At 73.2% G+C, this 21,165-nt stretch carries 20 protein-coding genes; 9 read left to right on the forward strand and 11 right to left on the reverse strand.

The window, feature by feature from the left end:
- Positions 1–8 precede the first annotated feature (8 nt).
- From QOL88_RS17170 to kbpA, 3 genes are all read right to left on the reverse strand, one after another.
- On the reverse strand, positions 9–632 hold the full coding sequence (locus QOL88_RS17170) for a hypothetical protein (protein WP_097217260.1): 624 nt from the start codon (positions 630–632) through the stop codon (positions 9–11).
- Positions 633–800: 168 nt separating this feature from the next.
- Positions 801–3,185 carry a protein serine/threonine kinase AfsK gene (gene afsK / locus QOL88_RS17175; protein ID WP_097217261.1) on the reverse strand — a complete coding sequence of 795 codons (2,385 nt, stop codon included), beginning with the start codon at positions 3,183–3,185 and terminating at the stop codon, positions 801–803.
- 193 nt (positions 3,186–3,378) lie between these two features.
- A complete protein-coding gene (gene kbpA, locus QOL88_RS17180; protein ID WP_179878884.1) occupies positions 3,379–4,104 on the reverse strand; it encodes an AfsK-binding protein KbpA in 726 nt (241 codons plus the stop codon).
- A gap of 122 nt (positions 4,105–4,226) precedes the next feature.
- On the opposite strand from kbpA, the gene QOL88_RS17185 reads away from it, so the two are divergent.
- Positions 4,227–4,874 carry a TetR family transcriptional regulator gene (locus QOL88_RS17185; RefSeq protein ID WP_167345935.1) on the forward strand — a complete coding sequence of 216 codons (648 nt, stop codon included), beginning with the start codon at positions 4,227–4,229 and terminating at the stop codon, positions 4,872–4,874.
- Between the two features lie 94 nt (positions 4,875–4,968).
- Here the strand turns inward: QOL88_RS17185 and QOL88_RS17190 are convergent, their stop codons facing one another.
- A complete protein-coding gene (locus tag QOL88_RS17190; protein ID WP_097217263.1) occupies positions 4,969–5,439 on the reverse strand; it encodes a nitroreductase family deazaflavin-dependent oxidoreductase in 471 nt (156 codons plus the stop codon).
- Positions 5,436–6,737, reverse strand: a complete 1,302-nt coding sequence (locus QOL88_RS17195; protein ID WP_097217264.1) for an acyl-CoA dehydrogenase family protein — start codon at positions 6,735–6,737, stop codon at positions 5,436–5,438. The genes QOL88_RS17190 and QOL88_RS17195 overlap by 4 nt, the downstream gene beginning before the upstream one ends.
- Before the next feature lie 104 nt (positions 6,738–6,841).
- On the opposite strand from QOL88_RS17195, the gene QOL88_RS17200 reads away from it, so the two are divergent.
- Together QOL88_RS17200 and QOL88_RS17205 are read left to right on the forward strand one after the other, a co-directional pair.
- The gene (locus QOL88_RS17200; protein WP_097217265.1) at positions 6,842–8,011 is read left to right on the forward strand and encodes a thiolase C-terminal domain-containing protein; all 1,170 of its coding nucleotides are present in this window, start codon (positions 6,842–6,844) and stop codon (positions 8,009–8,011) included.
- A gap of 218 nt (positions 8,012–8,229) precedes the next feature.
- Positions 8,230–8,907 carry a pyridoxine/pyridoxamine 5'-phosphate oxidase gene (locus QOL88_RS17205; RefSeq protein WP_097217266.1) on the forward strand — a complete coding sequence of 226 codons (678 nt, stop codon included), beginning with the start codon at positions 8,230–8,232 and terminating at the stop codon, positions 8,905–8,907.
- An 88-nt stretch (positions 8,908–8,995) separates the two neighbouring features.
- Here the strand turns inward: QOL88_RS17205 and QOL88_RS17210 are convergent, their stop codons facing one another.
- From QOL88_RS17210 to QOL88_RS17230, 5 genes are all read right to left on the reverse strand, one after another.
- A complete protein-coding gene (locus tag QOL88_RS17210) occupies positions 8,996–9,949 on the reverse strand; it encodes a GNAT family N-acetyltransferase (RefSeq protein ID WP_097217267.1) in 954 nt (317 codons plus the stop codon).
- Between the two features lie 85 nt (positions 9,950–10,034).
- Positions 10,035–10,259 carry a DUF4287 domain-containing protein gene (locus QOL88_RS17215; RefSeq protein WP_097217268.1) on the reverse strand — a complete coding sequence of 75 codons (225 nt, stop codon included), beginning with the start codon at positions 10,257–10,259 and terminating at the stop codon, positions 10,035–10,037.
- 107 nt (positions 10,260–10,366) lie between these two features.
- Positions 10,367–10,993 carry a GNAT family N-acetyltransferase gene (locus tag QOL88_RS17220; protein ID WP_097217269.1) on the reverse strand — a complete coding sequence of 209 codons (627 nt, stop codon included), beginning with the start codon at positions 10,991–10,993 and terminating at the stop codon, positions 10,367–10,369.
- Between the two features lie 72 nt (positions 10,994–11,065).
- Positions 11,066–11,563: a Zn-ribbon domain-containing OB-fold protein gene (locus QOL88_RS17225; RefSeq protein WP_097217270.1), complete on the reverse strand. Its 498-nt coding sequence runs from the start codon at positions 11,561–11,563 to the stop codon at positions 11,066–11,068.
- Positions 11,527–11,979 (reverse strand): DoxX family membrane protein, encoded by a 453-nt coding sequence (locus QOL88_RS17230; RefSeq protein WP_097217271.1) that lies wholly within the window; start codon positions 11,977–11,979, stop codon positions 11,527–11,529. The genes QOL88_RS17225 and QOL88_RS17230 overlap by 37 nt, the downstream gene beginning before the upstream one ends.
- A 177-nt stretch (positions 11,980–12,156) precedes the next feature.
- On the opposite strand from QOL88_RS17230, the gene QOL88_RS17235 reads away from it, so the two are divergent.
- The 5 genes from QOL88_RS17235 to QOL88_RS17255 all read left to right on the forward strand — a co-directional run bounded on the left by QOL88_RS17235 (position 12,157) and on the right by QOL88_RS17255 (position 19,147).
- Positions 12,157–13,785, forward strand: a complete 1,629-nt coding sequence (locus QOL88_RS17235) for a subtype B tannase (protein WP_097217272.1) — start codon at positions 12,157–12,159, stop codon at positions 13,783–13,785.
- A 331-nt stretch (positions 13,786–14,116) separates the two neighbouring features.
- Complete coding sequence (locus QOL88_RS17240; protein ID WP_097217273.1) at positions 14,117–15,346, forward strand: flavin-containing monooxygenase; 1,230 nt, start codon at positions 14,117–14,119, stop codon at positions 15,344–15,346.
- A 128-nt stretch (positions 15,347–15,474) separates the two neighbouring features.
- Positions 15,475–17,700: an acetate--CoA ligase family protein gene (locus QOL88_RS17245; RefSeq protein WP_097217274.1), complete on the forward strand. Its 2,226-nt coding sequence runs from the start codon at positions 15,475–15,477 to the stop codon at positions 17,698–17,700.
- Positions 17,700–18,491 (forward strand): enoyl-CoA hydratase/isomerase family protein, encoded by a 792-nt coding sequence (locus tag QOL88_RS17250; protein WP_097223043.1) that lies wholly within the window; start codon positions 17,700–17,702, stop codon positions 18,489–18,491. The genes QOL88_RS17245 and QOL88_RS17250 overlap by 1 nt, the downstream gene beginning before the upstream one ends.
- A gap of 41 nt (positions 18,492–18,532) precedes the next feature.
- The gene (locus QOL88_RS17255; RefSeq protein WP_257027804.1) at positions 18,533–19,147 is read left to right on the forward strand and encodes a flavin reductase family protein; all 615 of its coding nucleotides are present in this window, start codon (positions 18,533–18,535) and stop codon (positions 19,145–19,147) included.
- A 3-nt stretch (positions 19,148–19,150) separates the two neighbouring features.
- On the opposite strand, the gene QOL88_RS17260 is transcribed toward QOL88_RS17255, so the two are convergent.
- The gene (locus QOL88_RS17260; RefSeq protein ID WP_097217276.1) at positions 19,151–20,272 is read right to left on the reverse strand and encodes a methyltransferase; all 1,122 of its coding nucleotides are present in this window, start codon (positions 20,270–20,272) and stop codon (positions 19,151–19,153) included.
- Between the two features lie 247 nt (positions 20,273–20,519).
- On the opposite strand from QOL88_RS17260, the gene QOL88_RS17265 reads away from it, so the two are divergent.
- Positions 20,520–21,164, forward strand: a complete 645-nt coding sequence (locus tag QOL88_RS17265) for a CatB-related O-acetyltransferase (protein ID WP_097217277.1) — start codon at positions 20,520–20,522, stop codon at positions 21,162–21,164.
- Position 21,165 lies beyond the last annotated feature (1 nt).

The following is a 21,165-nucleotide window of genomic DNA, read 5'->3' on the forward strand; positions in this document are numbered from 1 at the left end:
CGGTTTGGTCAGTCGTCGACGAGGGCCTGGCGGTCGACCTCGCAGTGGTCGACCGAGTCCACCAGGCCCGTGCCGCCGCCCACCCGGACGTCGACGGTGGCCCTGCCGTTCGCGGGAACCGTGACATCCCCGTACCGGCTGACGACGGTGATGCCCTGGGCGTCCTCGAAGGTGACCGAGACGGAGAAGTCGGCCTTGCGGCCGTTGGGGTTGCTCACCTCGACGGTCGCGTACGGCCGGGCGGAGGTCGCGCAGCTCACCAGCCGCGCCGTGCCGTCCTTCAGCGCCTTGCGGCTGCCGGAGCCGGAGGAGGACGTCGGCGTGGAGCCGTAGCCCGGCCTGCGGGTGTAGGAGCTGCCACCGCTGCTGCCGCTGCTGCTGCCGTAGTAGTCATCGTCGTCGTCGGAGCCGTAGGAGCCGCCGCTCGAACTGCTGGAGCCGTACGAGCCGCCGCTCGACGTCGACGACCTCGAACTGTCGTGGTCCTGGCTGGAGCTGCTGCACCCGCCGCCGCCTCCGCTGCGGTGACCGTGGCTGCCGCCGCGGCCCCGGCCGGAGGAGAATCCGGTCAGTGCCAGCACCACCAGGACCAGCACCGCTGTGAACCTGAGCCCGCGCCCCCGTGTCTGCATGGCGGAGAGCCTAGCGATCCCCTGTCACGGCCATGTCACTGCCTGGCGACCGGCACGTACCCGGCGTAGCGTCGTGGGTGGAAGCGGTGAACGGGCCGCTTCCCGACGAGCGACGGCCGCCGTCTGGAACCCCTTCCGCAGGCCGGTACGACGGCCGTCCCGGGCCGGTCAGGCGGTGCGCGCCGTGCCCGTGCCCTTCTCCGCGTCCAGTGCGTACACACAGCGGTCCTTGCTGCACGCGTACACCACCCCGTCCCGGACGACCGGGGAGCCGGTGATCTCGCCGCCGGTGGCGAGTTTCCAGCGCAGCCGTCCGTCGTCGGCCTTCAGGGTGTAGAGCAGGTGGTCGGTGGAGCCGAAGTGGATCCGGCCCTCGGCCACCGAGGGGGCGCCCACGATGTCGCCGCCCGCCTGGAAGCGCCACTTGGGCGTGCCGGTGACCGCGTCGAGGGTGTAGAGGCCCTTGCCGCTGCCCACGTGGACATGGCCGGCGGCGACCAGCACGGGGTCGACGGAGGCACGGGACTCGGTGGCGATGCGCCAGCGGTCGCGGCCGTCGGTGGCGTCGAGGGCGTAGACCGTGCCGAGGTAGTCGGCGAGGTAGATGCCGCCGCCGGTGACGGCCGGGCCGGGGACGAAGGTGGGCGGGCAGAGGAACACGGCCGGGGCCTCGAAGTGCCACTTCACGTGCCCGGCGGCTACGTCCAGGGCGAGGACGCGGGTGCCGGCGCAGACGTAGACGTAGCCGTCGGTGGCCTGGGTGAGCCGGATCGGCACACCGCCACAGGAGGCCGCGTCGCCGATCGGGTACGACCAGCGCTCCTCGCCGGTGCGGGCGTCCAGGGCACGCAGCCGGGCGTCCTGCCACACGTAGACCGTGCCGTCGTGCAGGGCGGGCCCGGCCTCGGGGGACTCGAAGTCGGACTGGCAGCCGGTGATCTCCCAGAGCTTCTGGCCGCCGGAGGCCTCCCAGCCCTGGACGCCGCCGCCGCGGGTGCCGGTGACGACGGTGCCGCGGCCGGCCTGGAGCGTGTAGACCCAGGCGTCCGTCTGCAACCGCCACAGGTCGGCGCCCTCACGGGCGTCCAGGGCGAACAGCGTGGGCCCGTCGGAGGCGTGGATACGGCCGTCCGCGACCGCCATGGACCAGGCGACGTCCCGGGTCTTGAAGCGGCGGCGGCCGGTGGCGACGTCCAGGGCGTGCACCTCGAAGGAGGTGACGTAGACCAGGTCGTCGGCGACCGAGGGCGTGCCCCAGACGTCGTTGGACATGCGGAACCGCCAGGGCCGCCAGCCCCCGGCCTGCTCCGGCGGCGCGGCCGGGGCGGGAGGCGTGGTGACGGCGGGGCCGACGGCGGGGTCCGTGCCGTTGACGCCGGGGCGGGGCTTGGACCAGGAGGCGGCGAGGGCGGCCTCCGGCCGGGGCGCCATGACGGCGGCGGCGCGCACGTCGGCGACGCGCGGGCCCGGGCCGATGGGCACCGGGGCACCGGCGAGACGGACCGGGCCGGTGTCGGGGCTGCCGGCGGGCGCGGGCACGGGCACGGGCACCGGGACGACGGGGTCGTGCGAGGGCGGGGGCGGGATGGGCGCGGGGCCGGGAGCGGGGCGTCCGCCGCCGCTGCGGCCCGCGCCGGGGGCGGGCTTGCCGGCCGGGCGGCCGTTGCGGCGGGACTCGATCAGGCTCACCGCCCGCTCGGGCAGCCACGCGGAGGCCGTGCCGCTGTCGTCGGAGCCGGAGCCGAAGAGGTGGGGGGCCAGCTGGGACTGGAGGTCGGCCGGGTTGGGGCGGGCCGTCGCGTCCATCTGCATACAGGACTCGATGAGCGGACGCAGTTCGTCCGGGAGGCCTTCCAGGTCCGGGCCCTCGCGCAGCAGCATGAAGACCGTCTCGACCGGGTTGGCGCCGTGGAAGGGCGGGTGTCCGGTGGCGGCGAAGACCAGCATCGAGCCGAGGGAGAAGACGTCGCTGGCGCCGGTGACGCTGCGGGAGTCCTTGGCCTGCTCGGGCGACATGTAGGCGGGGGTGCCGACGGCGACGTTCGTCATCGTCAAACGTGTGTTCGACACGCCGGACGCGATACCGAAGTCGATCACCCGGGGGCCGTCCTCGACGACGAGGACGTTGGACGGCTTGAGGTCCCGGTGCACCAGGCCCGCGCCGTGGATGGACTGGAGCGCCTCGGCCACGCCCGCCGCCAGCCAGCGCACCGCCTGGGCCGGCATCGGGCCGCAGTCGTTCACTATCTCCTCGAGGGAGGGGGCGGGGACGTACGCGGTGGCCAGCCACGGCACGGCGGCGCGCGGGTCGGCGTCCACGACCGCGGCCGTGTAGAAGCCGGAGACGGCCCGGGCCGCCTCCACCTCACGCGTGAAGCGGACCCGGAACAGCTGGTCCTCGGCCAGCTCCGTGCGGACGGTCTTGATCGCCACGCGCCGGCCGGACGCCGAACGCGCGAGATAGACCAGCCCCATGCCGCCGGCACCCAGCCGTCCCAGCACCTCGAACGGCCCGATCCGCCGCGGATCGTGCTGCGTCAGCTGATCCACCACTCTGCCTGCCACCTCCCCGTACGAGCCGCGCCAAGCCACATGTTCCACGCGACCTTCGTGCAGCGTCTCACCACCGCACCGCCATGGCGGCACGCACCCTGATTCTTCCTGGCCGGAGCCCCGGTTGCGAACCCGGTGACAATTGGGATGTCTCGGCACAGAAGAGATCAAACGCTGTCCAAATCCTGCCTGGTCAGCGGTGCAGCAGCGCGAAGGACGCCCCCTGATTGTCCGTGACGACGGCGACCTCTCCGTACGACGTCTCGAAGGGCGGGACCTGGACCCGGCCGCCGAGCCGCGTCACGTCCTCCAGCGTGGCCGCCACGTCCTCGACGGCGAAGTGCACGAGGAAGTGGGGCGGCATCTCGGCCGGGTACACGTCGGAGACGGGGGCGCGGCCGAAATCGGGCTCGGCGTCCGGCCCGAACAGGGCCTCCCGGAAGAGGTCGCCGTAGAAGGTGTTGGCCGCCTCGGTGTCCCGGGCGTACAGCTCGGCCCAGGCGAAGGTGCCCGGCTCGTGCCGCTTGCCGAAGCCGGGGTGCTCCTCCGGCTGCCACAGGGCGAAGACGGCGCCCTCGGGGTCGGTGACGAGCGCGGTGACGCCCAGGTCCCCGGCCGGCACCGGCGCCGAGACGATCTGCCCGCCCGCGTCCCGGATGCGCCGGGCCAGCGCCGGGGCGTCCGGGGTCGCGAAGTACACCGTCCAGACGGTGGGCAGCCGCCCGTCCACCTTGCGGACCAGGGCGGCCACCGGTTCGCCGTCCTTCAGCGCCTCGGTGAAGGAGCCGAACCACGCGTCCTCGAAGGTCCACCCGAAAAGTTCACCGTAGAACCGCTTGCCCGCCTCGACGTCGCGCAGCTGCGCGTCCACCCAGCAGGGGACGCCCTCTCCGTACACCGATGCCCTGTTTTCGGCCATGCCGCCAACGTAACCGTGACTGCCGCACCCCGCAGACCAGGCACACCAGCCCCGGCACTCTCCTGCACCCCATTTGCAGTCGGCCGAATCGCGCCCCGATCCCGCCTCGGTAAGCTGACGGCATGACAGGACAAGTGCGTACCGTCGACGGCCGCGTGGCCGGCCGACGTGGGCAGGCGACCCGGCAGAAGCTGCTCGACTGCCTCAGCGAGATGCTCAGCTCCTCCCCGTACCGGGACGTCAAAGTCATCGATGTCGCCCGGAAAGCGGGCACTTCGCCCGCGACCTTCTACCAGTACTTCCCGGACGTCGAGGGCGCCGTCCTGGAGATCGCCGAGCAAATGGCCACCGAGGGCGCCGCGTTGACGGAGCTCCTGGAGGGCCGTTCCTGGGCCGGCAAGGCCGGATGGCAGACGGCCCAGGAACTCGTCGACGGCTTCCTGGAGTTCTGGCGCAAGAACGACGCCATCCTCCGGGTCGTCGATCTCGGTGCCGCCGAGGGCGACAAGCGCTTCTACAAACTCCGGATGAAGATCCTCAACTCGGTGAACAACTCCCTGGCGGACGCCGTCGCCGAGCTCCAGGCCAAGGGCAGGGTCGACAAGGACGTGAACCCGGCGGCCGTCGCCGGTTCGCTGGTCGCGATGCTCGCGGCCGTCGCCTCCCACCAGAAGGGCTTCTCCTCCTGGGGCGTGAAGCAGGCCGAACTGAAGCCGAACCTCGCCCTGTTGGTGCACCTGGGCGTCACCGGCCGGAAGCCGACGAAATAGCGCGGCGCGACAGCCTCTTACCTACCCACGTCCTGTCTGGCAGGCGGTGGTCCACCCGGGTGGACCACCGCCTGTCGCGCTCTCCGCGTCGGCGCTACCGCCGTACGAGACGGAACACCCGGATCTCCCGCTCCACCCGCGCCTGGTACGCCGCGTACGGCGGCCAGAACCGCAGCAGCGCCTGCCAGGCCGCCGCTCGTTCCTCCCCGGCCAGCAGCCGGGCCGTGACCGGGACGTCCCGGCCCTTCCAGCTGATCTCCGCGTCGGGATGTGCGAGCAGGTTGTGACTCCAGGCGGGGTGCCCGGGCCGCCCGAAGTTGGACCCGACGAGGATCCAGCCGCGCCCGTCGCCCTCGGGCATGCAGGCCAGGGGGGTACGGCGGGGCAGCCCGCTCCGCGCCCCGGTCGAGGTCAGCACCACCCCGGGGAGCAGTTGCGCGCTGAGCAGCACCTTTCCCCTGGTGAGCCGGTGGACGGCGCGGTCGAGGACGGGCACCACGTGCGGCGCCACGCGGGCGAAACCCCTGGTCGACGACACCTTCTGCACCACACGCGCACCCCTCATGTGCCGGCCTCCTCGAAGACGTGTGCCGCGTCGGCCGCGTGCGCCCGCAGCCGGTGCACCGGCCCGAACAGCAGCTCGTCGCCCGCGGCACGCTTGAAGTACAGATGAGCCTCGTGCTCCCAGGTGAAGCCGATGCCGCCGTGCAACTGGATCCCCTCGGCGGCGGCGCGACGCAGCGCCTCGAGCGCCTGGGCGAGGGCGAGACCGCCGGCAGTCTCCTCGCGGACGGTGGCGGTGGTGGTGGCGGTGGCGCCTGTGGGTGCGGTGGTGGTGGCGCCTGTGGGTGCGGTGGCGGTGGCGGCTGTGGGTGCGGTGGTGGCACGTGTGGTTGCGGTGGCTTCCGCGGCGGACGCCCAGGCCGCGTAGTACGCCGCCGAGCGGGCCGCCTGGACCTGGACGTACGCGTCGGCCAGCCGGTGCTTGACCGCCTGGAAGGAGCCGACCGGCCGCCCGAACTGCTCGCGCTGCCCGACGTACTCGACAGTCCGTTCCAGCACCCGGCCGGCCGCTCCCACGGCCTCGGTGGCGAGGCAGGCGGCGGCGGTGTGGCCGAGCCGCGCGAGGGCGGGGAGGGCGTCGGCGGTTTCGTCGCCCAGCAACTCGGCGGGTACGTGGCGCAGTTGGATCCGGCCCTGCGGGCGGGTGGCGTCCAGCGCGGTCTGCCGTACGCGGGTGAGCCCGGTGGCGTCACCGCGCACCAGGAAGAGCAGGACGCGGGAGCGGGCGAACCCCCCGGTGTGCGCCGCGACCACGAGCAACCGGGCGCTGTGCCCGTCGAGGACCTGGTCGACCTGCCCGTACAGCTGCCAGCCGCCCTCGGCCCGCCGGGCCTGGACGCCCCCGGCCCGTCCCCCGCCGACCCACGCCCCGTGCCGGTCGTGGCCGGTGAGCGCGAGGACGGTGGCGAGAGCGGGCCCCGGTACGGCGAGGGCGGCGGTGAGTCCGCCGGAGGCGACGCGGGGCAGGAGTTCGGCGCGCTGGGCGTCGGTGCCGAGGGCGAGCAGCAGCGGGGCGACGAGGACTGCGGTGGCGAGCAGCGGGGTGGGGGCGAGGGTGCGGCCCGTCTCCTCGCAGGCCAGGGCCAGTTCGGTCACCGTGCAGCCGACGCCGCCGTAGGTCTCGGGGAGGGCCAGTCCGGGCAGGCCGAGTTGCTCGGCGAGGGTGGTCCACAGGGCGGGGTCGTGTCCCGCCGGGGTGTCGACGGCGGCCCGCAGCTCTTCCGGACCGCACCGCTTGCCGAGCAGCTCGCGCAGGGTGCGGCGGATCTCGTCCTGTTCGTCGGTGAAGCGGGCGTCCATGAGGTACCTCTCTCCGCATCTGACGGTGCGTCATATTAGGGCGACGGAACAGGGAAGCCCAGAGCCCTGCCGCGCCCACGGCAATCTGATGTACCGTCAGATTCATGGTGGCGCGGAGGAAAGTGGCCGTCGTCGGCGTGGCCCTCTCGGACTGCGGCCGGGTGGACGACGCGACCCCGTACGCACTGCACGCCCAGGCGGCCCGCCGCGCCCTGGCGGACGCGGGCCTGGACCGGTCGCTGGTCGACGGCTTCGCCTCGGCGGGCCTCGGCACACTCGCGCCCGTCGAGGTCGCCGAGTACCTCGGCCTGCGCCCCACCTGGGTCGACTCCACCTCCGTGGGCGGCTCCACGTGGGAGGTCATGGCGGCGCACGCGGCGGACGCGATCACGGCCGGGCACGCCCGCGCGGTGCTGCTCGTCTACGGCTCGACGGCCCGGGCGGACGTCAGAGCCGGCCGCCGCACCGGAACACTGTCCTTCGGCACCCGGGGCCCCATGCAGTTCGAGGTCCCGTACGGCCACACCCTGATCGCCAAGTACGCCATGGCGGCCCGCCGCCACATGATCGAGTACGGCACGACGATCGAGCAGCTGGCGGAGGTGGCGGTGCAGGCCCGGGCCAACGCGGCCCTGAACCCGGAGGCGATGTTCCGCACGCCGGTCACGGTCGACGAGGTGCTGTCCGGGCCGATGGTCGCGGACCCCTTCACCAAGCTGCACTGCTGCGTCCGTTCCGACGGCGGGGCGGCGGTGCTGCTGGCGGCCGAGGAGTACATACGGGACTGCCGTACGTCGCCGGTGTGGGTGCTGGGGAGCGGGGAGTCCCTGTCACACGCGGCGATGTCCGAGTGGCCGGACTTCACGGTCTCGCCGGCGGCGGTGAGCGGGCGGCTGGCGTTCGAGCGTGCGGGGGTGCGGCCGTCGGAGATCGAGGTCGCCGAGATCTACGACGCGTTCACCTACATGACGCTGGTGACGCTGGAGGACCTCGGCTTCTGCGGCAAGGGCGAGGGCGGGGCGTTCGTGGAGAAGGGGCGGCTGCGGGTCGAGGGCGGTGAGCTGCCGGTGAACACCGACGGGGGCGGGCTGTCGGCCCAGCACCCCGGGATGCGGGGGCTGTTCCTGCTGGTGGAGGCGGTCCGGCAGCTGCGCGGCGAGTGCGGGGAACGCCAGGTGCGGCGGGGCGACGGCTCGCCGCCGCGACTGGCGGTGGCGTCGGGGACGGGGGGCTGGTTCTGCTCGTCGGGGACGGTGGTGCTGGGGGCGGGGTGAGGGGGCGCGGTGAGGGTGCGGGGGAGAGGATCCGGGGCGGGGCCGCGGAGGTCGGCGCGGGCGGGGGCGAGGCGGGGAAGCCCGGGGAGGACAGGCCGGGGAAACCCGAGGAAGACGGGCCGGGAATGCCCGGGGAAGACCGGCCGGAATGCCCAGGGAAGACGGGCCGGGGAGGCCCGCGCTCCCCGTCGCCGGGTGGAACCGGACACAATCGAGGCATGGCAACCGATCTTCACGAGCTGCTGAGGTCACTGCGGGTCTGGGACCCGAAGGTCACGGACCTGCCCTCCTTCGAGCCGGCCACCGCACCGGCCGCTCCCCTGCCCCTGTTCGCCGAGTGGTTCGCGGCGGCGGTGGCGGCCGGCCAGACCGAGCCGCACACCATGTCGCTGGCGACCTCGGACGAGTCGGGCCTGCCCGACGTGCGGATCGTGATGCTGCACGGCGCGGACGCCGACGGCTGGTCCTTCGCGTCCCACGCCGGCAGCCGCAAGGGGCGGCACCTCGCCGGCCGCCCGTATGCCGCGCTCGGCTTCTACTGGCCGGTGCTGGGCCGCCAGGTCCGGGTGCGCGGCCCGGTGACGGCGGCGCCGTCCGAGGACGCCCAGGGCGACCTGCACGCCCGCTCGACGGGCGCGCTGGCGGCGGCGCTGACCGGGCGGCAGAGCGAGGTCCTGCCGTCCCTGGACGACCTGGCCCGGTCCTCGGAGTCGGCGTGGGAACGGGCGTCGCGGGAACCGGAGGCGCCGGTGCCGTCCTGGACGCTGTACCGGCTGCGGGCCGAGGAGGTGGAGTTCTTCCAGGGGGACGAGCGACGGCGACACGTCCGGCTCCGCTACCGACGGGACGGACAGCGGGACGGCGAGGAGTGGTCGCGGGAGCTGCTGTGGCCGTGAGACTCACCCCACCTCCTTCTCCGTGAGGTCGTGCACGTCTGCTACGTGAGGTCGTGCACGTCTGCTACGTGAGGTCGTGCACGTTCTGCTACGTGAAGTCGTGCACGTCGAAGTCCGCCACCGGCCGGTAGCCGATGCGCTGGTAGAGGCCGTTGCTGGTCGGGTTGCCCAGGTCGGTGAAGAGGAGGACCTCGTCCACGCCGGAGGCCAGGGCGGCGCGGCTGACCTCGGCCGTCGCGGCGCCCGCGTAGCCGCGGCTGCGGAAGTGGGGTGGGGTGTAGACCGGGGCGACGCGGACCTGGCCGGCGACTCGGGGGCCGGTGCCGGCCATGGCGACCGGCGTGCCGTCGGGGGTTTCCCACAAGGTGATGCCGCCGCCGTCGATGCGGGCGTCCGCCCACTCGGCGGAGTCGCGGACGGTGCCCAGGCCGACGGACACGCTGAACTCGTCGTGCCAGCGCCGGAGAAGCCCACGGTCGGCCTCGACGGCGATCCGGGGGCCGCCGGGCGGGAGGGGCCCCGGCTCGGTCAGGGTGCCGAGCCGGTAGAGCCGCTGGCGCTGGCGGAGGACGGCCCGAGCGCCCGTGTGCCGCTGCCAGGCCTCGGCGAAGGCGGCCGCGGTGTCGCACTCCGCGTTCACCCCGGGCAGGCGTCGGCCGAGGGCGGCCAGGCCGGCGGCGAGGGAGTCGGCGTCCTCGGGGGTGACGGCGGTGAGGTTCAGCCAGTGCGGCGGGGTGCGGAAGAAGGCCGCCCGGACCTCTCCCGCCCGTTCCAGCACGCCGAACTCCGGTGCCCCGTCGCCGTATACGCACCGGCCGCGGGTCCGCAGGGTCTCCGTGACCGTCAGCGGCACGGTGTGCAGCGCCGGCCGGGAGCGGAGGAAGGCTCCCGCGCGGGTCAGGAAGTCGTCGAGGTCATGGGTGAGGGTCCAGCTGCCCGGACCGGGATGGGGTTCGGTGTCGGGAGCGGTATCGGTATCGGTATCGGTATCGGTATCGAGAGTGGTATCGGTGTCGGGCTCAACTCCGGTTCCGGTGTCCATGGTTCATGGTGCCGTGTGCCACCGCCCGGACACCCCCGATTTTTCGGCGGCACCCGTCAGCCGATGTCACGGCGCCCCCGTCCGCTCACGTGCCGCTGCCGCTGCCGCTGTCCTCGGCGAGCGTGTGCGCCACCAGGGCGTTGGCGTGGCCGTGACCCAGACCGTGTTCGGTCTTGAGCCAGTTGACGAGCTCCATGTGCCGGGTCAGCGGCGAGGTGCGGATGAGCTCCTGCCAGTCGGCGATCGGTCGGCCGTACTTCTTCTCGATGGAGGGGAAGTAGGCGGCGGGGCCCTTCACGGGTGCGGTCATCTCGGCCGGTCCCTTCACTTCTCGACGGTGCAGCCGCGGTCGCGCTGCGGTTGCCGGTATGACCGGCGGGGCCGGGCGGACTGATCGCCCAGCCGACGTGACTCGCGTCACACCGACCTGTCGCGCCCTCCTCGCGGACCCGCCGGCTCCGGGTCCGTGGCCAGGCGGGCGTGCAGATGGGCGTCCCGGAACGCGTCGTGCCGCTCTTCCTGGAAGATCGCACCGCGCAGGGTGCCCTCGTACGAGAACCCGCATCTCTCGGCGATCCGGCACGACGCGTCGTGACCGACCGCGTGGTCCAGCTCCAGCCGGTGCATCCCGAGTTCCGTCAGCGCCCAGCGGGCGGTGAGCAGCAGGGCCCGGGTGGCGACGCCCTGGCCGCGGGCCTCGGGCAGGACCCAGTAGCCGACCCGGGCGACCTTCAGGTGGTACTTGATCTCGTTGACCCCGATGTGCCCCAGCGGCGCGTCGGTGCGGGCGTCCGCGACCCGGAACGACACCGACGTCCCCTCCAGGGCACTCTGCGCCCGCGCCAGCAGCGACTCCCGCGCGCTCGCCCGGTCCGTGACCAGCCGCAGCGGGGTGTTCCAGCGCCGGAACTCCGGATCGTGCAGCCCCCGCAGCCATGTGTCGACGTCGGCACCGGATCCGGCGTCCCAGGGGCGCAGGCGGAGGCCGTGGCCGTGGAGATCCGGGTGGGGGCCGGTCAGGGACTGGTCACGTATGGGGGCCATGGGTCCCATTCAATCCCGTGGTTCCCGGAAACCGGCCACCCGTGCGCCAAGGACAGGGCAAGAAGCGGGTGGTTACACCGGCGCCCCCGGGAACTCCTGCCTCCCCGGGAACTCCGGCGCCCTCGTGAACACCGGCACCCCCTCCCGGAACGCCACCACCAGCTCCGCCCCATCCGACAGGCCCGCATCCCCGCTCGCGAGCGTCGCCGACGACGACTCCCCGGCATCCACGATCTCCGTCATCATCCGCGGCCCCTCGGCGAGTTCGACCACGGCGGCGACATAGGGGACGCGGTCCGGGAACGGCGGAAGGTCGTTGCGGTGGACGACGGACCAGGTGTAGAGGGTGGCGCGGCCGCTCGCCGTCTCCCACGTGACGTTCTCGCTCCAGCAGTGGGGGCAGAACTCGCGCGGGTAGTGGTGGGCCCGGCCGCAGTCCCCGCAGCGGCGGATCAGCAGCCGGCCCTCGGCGGCGGCGTCCCAGTACGTCCGTGTGAACGCGTCGGGCTCGGGCCGGTCGAAGCGGTGGCCGGTCACAGGAACAGCCCGAACGCGCTGTCCAGCGACCATGCCTGCCAGGACATCCCGAACAGCCCCACCACCGACATCAGCGCCATCATCGAGTTCTGCCCCTGCTCGGCGACGTCGTGCACCATGAGCGTGAAGTACAGCGCGTTGAGGAGGAACCCGCCGACCAGGGCGATCGGGGTGAGGAAGCCGGTGATCAGGCCCAGTCCGAGCGCCAGTTCCGCGTAGACGACGACGTACGCCATCACGCGCGGGTGCGGCGCGACGACCGTCTCGAAGCCCGAACGGACGGCGTTCCAGCGATGCTCGGCGGCTATGGAGGCCGCCCACGTGATGCCGGTGCCCCGCTCGAACCAGGCCGTGCGGTCCTTGTGCCGCCAGCTCTCCAGCCACCACAGCCCGAGCCCGATCCGCAGCACGGCCAGCCATTCCGCCCCGGTGAGCCAGATCGCGTCCATGCAATCTGACGGTACGTCAGATCGACGAATGCGCAAGGCCCGGCGAGCGCCCGACCCTGTGCGCCCCCGATGAAACTATGTGTTGGCAATGAGTCGGACAGAATTGTTGGCAATTTTGTCAGCCGATGGCTACGTTCGCTGACGCAGGCCCGGATCGAGTCCACGGAGGGCGTCAACGTGAAGCACAGGGCAGTCAGGCGCAGGAGCGTCGTGTGGGGGATCGGAGCGGGTGCCGGGGCCGTCGCGGTCGGCGGGTTCGCCCTGACCGCGCAGGCCTCCGTCGGGACGAGCACCCCGGCGTCCGGCGCGGGCGACCTCGCCTTCGACCCGGACGGCTACACCACCCTGACCACGACCATCACCGATGCGAACGGTGACGACCACGAGGTGACGTACCGTTTCTGGAAGGCCGCCACCTACGTCGCCCGGCCGGTCGACGAGACGTACCAGAGCCTCAACGTCAGCGTGCCGGTGAAGATCGACGGCAAGACCGTCGACGCGAGCCGCGCGCCCATCCTCTTCGCCAACGCCGTCGGCGGCTACATGCCCTCGTCCGTGGCGGACGCCACCGGCGTGGGCGGCGGGGCGACCGGCATGCCGGGAGGTGGGGGAGGCCCTTCACCGAGTGCCTCCGCGAGCGGTTCGGGCGAGGCCTCGTCCGGCGGCAGCGGCACGCCGGCCACCCGAGCCGCCATGGTGAGTCTGCCGAAGCTGGCCCTGGCCGCCGGATACGTGGTCGTGGAGCCGGGCGCCCGCGGCCGGACCCTGAAGAACTCCGCCGGCGAGTACTACGGCACCGCCCCGGCCGCCATCGTCGACCTCAAGGCCGCCGTCCGCTACGTCCGCGCCAACCAGGGCCGCATACCCGGCGACACCGACCGGATCGTCTCCTGTGGGACCAGCGCGGGCGGCGCCCTGTCCGCGCTGCTCGGCGCCACCGGCGACAGCCCGCTCTACGACACGTACCTGAAGGAACTCGGCGCCGCCGACGCCTCCGACGCCGTTTTCGCCACCGGCGCCTGGTGCCCGATCACCGACCTGGAGCACGCGGACGGCGCCTACGAGTGGAACTGGGGCGGCAGCGTGGCCCAGGGCACGGGCAAGGTGGTCGACCAGACGGTGTCGAAGGAACTCGTCTCCCAGTTCGCCGAGTACCAGGCCTCCTTGAGGCTGCGTGGCCTGAACGGCTTCGGCACGCTGAGTGCCCGCACCTACGACACGTACCTGCTCCGGCAGTACATGCAGCCCTCGGCCACCGCGCACCTCAAGGCCCTGTCCGAGTCCGACCGCGCCTCCTACCTCGCCGAGAACACCTTCATCACCTGGAGGAACGGCAGGGCGACCTTCACCTGGTCCGGCTTCCTCGACCACGTCGGGGCCCGCAAGAAGACCACCCCGGCCTTCGACGCGTTCGACCTGTCCACCGGCGAGAACAACCTCTTCGGCACGGGCACGACGGAGAAGCGCCACTTCACCGCGTACGGCCTGAAGCACGACTCCACCGGCGGCACCGCCACCCGGCTGGACGGCGACATCCCCGCGAAGCTGCGGCTGATGAACCCGATGCCGTTCCTCACCGGGGGCAAGCCCAACCCGCACCGCGCGAAGCACTGGTGGATCCGGCTGGGCACCAAGGACTCCGACACCTCGCACACCGTCTCCGCCAACCTCGCCGCCGCGGCGGCCGCCCTCGGCGACGAGGTGAACCACCTCTACTACTGGGACGAGGGGCACGGCGCGAACACCGACCCGGGTGACTTCATCCAGTGGATCGCCACGATCACCGGTCACCGGCGCGGCAGGTAAGGCCGACCCGCGTACGGCACGGCCTCCGGTCTCCCCCTCGGCACCGGAGGCCGTGCGCGTCGCCCGTCACCCGCCGCCCGTAACCCATCGCCCGTCACCCGCCGCCCGTCCCCCATCGCCCGCCCGTCGCCCGCCACCCGCCACCCGCCACCCGCCACCCGCCACCCGCCACCCGCCACCCGCCACCCGCCAGGAATGATCACCGCCCCGCCACAACCGGGCCCGCTACGCCACGAGCCGCACTCGCTCCCCCTACAGGCGTGATCAATCCGAAACCAATTCCGGTCTTGACCGAGACCCATCAACCGGTCCCGTGATTACGCTCGCGCTCATGGCCGACTCCACACCCCCCACACACGCCTCCGCACAGCCCCCACCCGACCGCCCCGTCTACGTCATCGGCGGCGGCCCCGGCGGGCTCGCCGTGGCGTACGCGCTGCGCGCCCGGGGCATACGGGCCGTCGTCCTGGAGAAGTCCGACCGGGTCGGGGCGTCCTGGCGCCGCCACTACGACCGGCTGCACCTGCACACCACCCGCCGCCTCTCGGCCCTGCCCGGGCTGCCGATGCCGCGCCGGTTCGGGCGGTGGGTGTCCCGGGACGACGTGGTGCGGTACCTGGAGAAGTACGCCGAGCACCACCGCCTGGAGATCGTCACCGGCGTCGAGGTGTCCCGCGTCGAGCGCACCCCCGACGGAACGGGCTGGTTGCTGCACGCCACCGGCGGCCGGGAGCTGACCGGCGCGGCGGTGGTCGTCGCCACCGGCTACAACCACACCCCGCGCCTGCCGGACTGGCCCGGCCGCGCCGGCTTCACCGGCGAGCTGCTGCACGCCGGCGAGTACCGCAGCGGCAAGCCCTACGCCGGCCGGGACGTCCTCGTGGTCGGTGTCGGCAACACCGGCGCCGAGATCGCCGTCGACCTGGTGGAGAGCGGCGCCTCGCGGGTCCGGCTCGCCGTGCGCACCGTCCCCCACATCGTGCGTCGTTCGACCGCCGGCTGGGCCGCCCAGTACAGCGGTGTCCTGGTCCGCCGGCTGCCGGTCGGCCTCGTCGACCGGATCTCCCGGGTGCAGGCCAAGGTGGCCGTGCCCGACCTGTCGGCGCACGGGCTGCCGCGCCCCGACACCGGGCTGTACACGCGGGTGAAGCAGGGGGCCATCCCGGTGCAGGACGTCGGCCTGATCGACGCGGTGCGCAAGGGCAGGGTGGAGGTCGTGGCGGCCGTGGAGGGCTTCGAGGACGGCGGCAAGATCGCCCTCGCCGACGGCACCCGGATCTCCCCGGACGTGGTGATCGCCGCCACGGGGTATGTCCGCGCCCTGGAGGACCTGGTGGGTCACCTCGACGTCCTCGACGACCGCGGCAGGCCCGTCACCCACGGCCCCCGCACCCCGAAGACCGCTCCCGGCCTGTACTTCACCGGCTTCACCAACCCGATCAGCGGCAATCTCCGCGAGATGGCGCTCGACGCGGTGAAGATCGCGAAGGCCGTCGCACGGAGCGGCGCGCGGAGCGGCTCGGGGAGCGGCTCGGGGAGCGTGTCCCGCCTGCCGGGCTGAGAGGCCGGAGTCTTCGCGTCGACGGCTCCGCCAACTTTGCCCGCCCGCACCGTTTCCTGACGTCGCATCAGTTCAGTAATCTGACAGGGCGTCAGTTAGCGGCTGTCTCACAGGAGCGGGCGGAAACGATGCTTGGATCGACCCACGGCACCCTCACCACCGACTCCCGCCGGACCCGGGCCATCGCCTGTGGCGAGCGGTCCGGGCCTGCTGTCCACGGCAGGCCCGCCCAGGCGGGCGACCTGGACGTCAGCGGACGGCCGCTGCACTCCGGCGTACCCGATCTGGACCGCTTCTTCCGCCCCCGCTCCGTCGCCGTGATCGGCGCCTCGGACGCCGAGGGCCGCCCGAACACCGGCATCACACGGCAACTGGCCGACTGGGCCGAGCGTGTCGGCGCCACGCTGTACCCGGTCCATCCCAGCAGGCCGTCCGTGTTCGGCATCCCCTGCTCCCCTTCCGTCGCCGGCCTGCCCGAGCAGGTCGACCTGGCCGTGGTGCTGGTCGGCGACCCCCTGCCGGTGATCGAGGAACTGGCCGAGGCCAAGGCCCGGTTCGCGGTCGTCTTCGCCTCCGGGTTCGCCGAGACCGGGCCGGAGGGCGAGGCCGCCCAGCGGCGACTGGCCGCAGCCGTGGAGCAGTCCGGGCTGCGGCTGCTGGGGCCCAACACCAACCTCAACGCCTTCGAGCGGTTCCGCGACGACCTCCAGGGTCCGGCGATCGCGCTGATCACCCAGTCCGGCCACCAGGGCCGCCCCGTCTTCGCGCTGCAGGAACTCGGCATCCGCCTCTCCCACTGGGCGCCCACCGGCAACGAGGCCGACCTGGAGAGCGCCGACTTCCTCTCCTACTTCGCCGAGCAGCCCGAGGTCGGCGCCATCGCCTGCTACCTCGAAGGGCTGAAGGACGGCCGCTCCTTCCTGCTCGCCGCCGACCGGGCCGCCCGGCGCGGTGTGCCGGTCGTCGCCGTCAAGGTGGGCCGCACCGAGACCGGCGCCCGCACGGCCGCCTCCCACACCGGCAAACTGACCGGCGCGGACGCCGTGGTGGACGCGGCGCTGCGCCAGTACGGCGTGATCCGGGTCGACGGGCTCGACGAACTCCAGGACACGGCGGCCCTGTTGGCCCGGGCCCGCCCGCCGCGCGCCGACGGGGTCGTCGTCTACTCGATCTCCGGCGGCACGGGCGCACACGCCGCCGACCTGGCGACCGGGATGGGCCTGAGTCTGCCGGTCCTGTCCGAGGCCAAGCAGGCCGAGCTGCACCAGTGGATACCCGAGTACCTGAGCGTCGCCAACCCGGTCGACAACGGCGGGCATCCGGTCGGGGACGAGCGCGGCCGGAAGATCATCGACGCGATCCTCGACGACCCGGAGGTGGGCGTGCTGATCTGCCCGGTCACCGGGCCGTTCCCCCCGCTCAGCGACCGGCTCGTGCGGGACCTGGTGGACGCGGCCGAGCAGACCGACAAGCTGGTCTGCGTGGTGTGGGGTTCGCCGGTCGGCACCGAACCCGCCTACCGCGAGGTCCTGCTCGGCTCCTCCCGCGTGGCCACCTTCCGCACGGTCGGCAACTGCCTCACCGCCGTCCGCGCCCACCTCGCCCACCACCGCTTCGCGGCCGCCTACCGCTCCCCCTTCGACGAGGCGCCGCGCACCCCCTCGCCGTCCTACCGCAAGGCGCAGGCCCTGATGCAGCCCGGGCGGCAGCTGAGCGAGCACGCGGCGAAGCAGCTGCTGCGGGCGTACGGCATCCGCGTGCCGCGCGAGCAGTTGGTGACCAGTGCGGCGGCGGCCGTCCGCGCGGCCGGGCTCGTGGGCTACCCGGTGGTGATGAAGGCCTCCGGCGCCCGGATCGCCCACAAGACCGAGCTGGGCCTGGTGAAGATCGGCCTGACCTCGGCCAGCCAGGTCCGCGACGCCTACCGCGAGCTGACCGACATCGCCCGCTACGAGGGCGTCGCCCTGGACGGCGTCCTGGTCTGCCAGATGGTGGAGCAGGGCGTGGAGATGGTCGTCGGGGTCGCCCACGACGACCTGTTCGGCCCGACCGTGACCGTCGGGCTCGGCGGCGTGCTCGTCGAGGTGCTGCGCGACACGGCCGTAGGGGTGCCGCCCTTCGGGGAGGAGCAGGCGCGGGACATGCTCGCCGGGCTGCGGGGGCGGGCCCTGCTCGACGGGGTCAGGGGGCGGCCCGCGGCGGATCTGGACGCGCTGGTGGAGGTCGTGCTGCGGGTGCAGCGCATGGCCCTGGAACTCGGGGACCAGCTCGCGGAGCTGGACGTCAACCCGCTGATGGTGCTGCCGCAGGGGCAGGGCGCCGTGGCGCTGGACGCGCTGGCGGTGTGCCGCTGATGACCGGGGCCGCGGTTCTGCACACGACCGGCGACCACGTCCTCTCCATCACGCTCAACCGGCCCGAGAGCCTCAACGCCCTCACGCCCGGGCAGCGCGAGGACATCATCGGGCTGCTCTCGGAGGCCTCGGCGGCTGCGGAGGTGCGTGCCGTGCTGCTCACGGGGACGGGCCACGGCTTCTGCGCCGGGGCGGACCTGCGGGCGACCGGCACTCCCGGCGAACGCCTCGCGGGCGACGTGGCCCGCACTCTGCGCACCGGCGCCCAGCGGCTGGTCGCCGCCGTGCTCGACTGCGAGAAGCCGGTGATCGCGGCGGTGAACGGCACGGCGGCCGGCCTCGGCGCGCACCTGGCGTTCGCCTGCGATCTGGTCCTCGCGGCCGAATCGGCCCGGTTCATCGAGGTGTTCGTACGGCGCGGGCTGGTCCCCGACGGAGGCGGCGCCTACCTCCTCCCGCGGCTCGTGGGCCCGCAGCGCGCGAAGGAGCTGATGTTCTTCGGCGACGCGCTCAGCGCGGCGGACGCCGAACGCCTGGGGCTGGTCAACCGGGTCGTACCCGACGAGGAGCTCCAGAAGACGGCGCGCGCCTGGGCCGAGCGTCTCGCCTCCGGCCCGACCCGTGCCCTCGCCCTGACCAAGCAGCTCGTCAACGCCTCCCTCGACACCGACCGCACCGCCGCCTTCGCCGCCGAGGCCGCCGCACAGGAGATCAACATGACGACGGCGGACGCGCGGGACGGCGTACGCAGCTTCGTGGAACGGCGCAGCGCGGAGTTCAAAGGACGCTGACCCTTCCTATCTGACGGTACGTCAGCTTCAATGACGGTGTGATGGGACAAGCAGGGATGGCGGAAGCCGCCGTCCGCTACCTCAGGTCGGTCCGCGCCACCGCCCCGGAGCCCGTCGACGCCCTGCCGCGCCCAGCACTGCGGTGCGTCGGCGCCGACGAGCGCGCCCCCCTCGACCCCCGGGAGTTCCGCCGGGTCCTGGGAAACTTCGCGACGGGCGTGGCCGTCGTCACGGCACCCGCCGCCACGGCCGGAGAACCTCCCGCCGGCTTCGCCTGCCAGTCCTTCAGCTCCCTCTCCCTCGACCCGCCCCTGGTCGCCTTCATGGTCGGCCGGACCTCGACGACCTGGCCTCGGATCGCCCGCGCCGGGGTGTTCTGTGTGAACGTCCTGGGCTCCGGCCAGGGCGAGTTGTGCCGCGCCTTCGCGGTGAGCGGCGCGGACAAGTTCGCGGGCGTGGCGTACGACGCGGCGCCGGTGTCGGGCTCGCCGCGGCTGACGGGCGCCGTGGCGTGGATCGACTGCGCGATCCACGCCGTGCACACCGGCGGCGACCACCTCATCGTGGTGGGCCGGGTGAACGCCCTCGGCACGCAGGACGCCGACAGCCCGCTCCTCTTCCACCGAGGGCGCTTCGCCCGGCTGGCGGCGCCGTAGGGCTCACACCGCCGTCAGCCGCCACAGTGACGTGACCTCGGCGGACCGCGCGGCATGGAGCGGATCGCCGGTGTCCCGTACGCGGGAGTGGCGCGGGCGGGTGTCGAGCCGGTCGGCGACGCGCAGGCCCGCCGCGGCGATGGCGGCCGGCAACGCGCCCCGGTCGCGCAGCCCGAGCCGTTCGGCGAGGTCGGACAGCACGAGCCAGCCCTCGCCGCCGGGTTCCAGCCGGCCGGCGAGCCCGCTCAGGAAGCCCTGGAGCATCGCTCCGCCCGCGTCGTAGACGCCGAGGTCGAGGTCGGAGGCGGGCCGGGCGGGGAGCCAGGGCGGGTTGCAGACGACGAGGCCGGCGCGGCCGTCGGGGTACAGGCCGGGCCCGGTGACACGGACGGTGCCCACGAGCCCCAGCCGCCGTACGTTCGCCCGGGCGCACTCCCGTGCCCGGGCGCCGACGTCGGTGGCGACCACCTGCCCGACCCCGCGCCGGGCCAGCACGGCGGCGAGCACTCCGGTGCCCGTGCCCAGGTCGAACGCCGTACGCACCGTCCCGCCGCCCGGCAGGGGCGCCCGTGCGACGAGGTCGACGTACTCGCTCCTGGTCGGCGCGAACACCCCGTAGTGCGGGTGGATCCGCGCCCCCAGCGCCGGTACGTGCACGCCCCTCTCCCGCCACTCCCGGGCGCCGATCACCCCCAGCAGCTCGGTGAGAGCGACGGCGACAGGACCGCCGGACGGGGGCCCGTAGGCCTCGTCGCACGCCCGGCGTACATCCGGCGCTCGGCGCAGCGCCAGGGTGTGGTCGGCCTCCAGCAGGACGAGCAACTTGCCGAGCACGCGCGCACGGTGGGCGCGGTACCGGCGATGTGCGTGAAACGCCTCGGCCGGGCGCCCCGGCACTTCGGGCGCGCTGCGGCCGACGCGGCGGTCCATGGCACGCAGCAGCTGACGGGCGTTGTGGAAATCCCCGCGCCACAGCAACGCGGTGCCCTCACAGGCGAGTCGGTGGGCGACGGCGGCCGGCATCAGGTCGTCGGCGACGACGACCCGGCGGGGCAGGGGCAGCCCGGACTCAGAGTGCCAGCGGGCGGAACGGGGTTGAGCCTCGACCCAGTGGATCGTGGACACGGCAGACTCCTCGGAAGGTCGAACGTGAGCGAACGCGCGAAGTCACGACGACCACGTCACCGAGGACCATGCCGAGTGTCATCAACGGACCTTTCCGATCAGGAGAGTCGGGCAGGAGCGAGCTCCCGCCGTCAGGATAGGCCTTGCGCCGACCCGGCCGCCGACGCCGTGAAATCGAGTGCCCCGGCGGCTCGATGTGACGATCATGGGCGGGACACAGCCACCGACCGATGAGGAATCCCTCCCCATGCCCGTGCCGGCCGACCCGACGATCCTGCACCCGATGCCCGAACAGCCCAGGGTGGTGCTGCTCAAGCCGCTGGTGAAGTCCCCGCTGATCGAGGTCGGGGAGTACTCCTACTACGACGACCCGGACGACCCGACGGCGTTCGAAACCCGCAACGTCCTCTACCACTACGGTCCGGAGAAGCTGATCATCGGCCGGTTCTGTGCGCTGGGCACGGGCGTCCGGTTCATCATGAACGGCGCCAATCACCGGATGGACGGCCCCTCGACCTTCCCCTTCCCCACCATGGGCGGCTCCTGGGCGGAGCACTTCGACCTGCTCACCGGCCTGCCGAACCGAGGGGACACCGTCGTCGGCAACGACGTCTGGTTCGGTCACGGCACGACGGTGATGCCGGGTGTGCGGATCGGGCACGGCGCGATCATCGCCACCGGTGCCGTCGTCACCGCCGACGTGCCCGACTACGGCATCGTCGGCGGGAACCCGGCCCGCCTGGTCCGCACCCGCTACGACGACCGGGACATCGCCCGGCTGCTGGACGTGGCCTGGTGGGACTGGCCCGCGGAGCACATCACCGCCCACGTGCGGACCATCATGTCGGGCAGCGTCGACGACTTGGAAGCGGCCGCCGCGGACAGGCCGTAGG

Source organism: Streptomyces sp. Ag82_O1-12 (assembly GCF_900182715.1).
GTDB classification, from domain to species: domain Bacteria; phylum Actinomycetota; class Actinomycetes; order Streptomycetales; family Streptomycetaceae; genus Streptomyces; species Streptomyces massasporeus.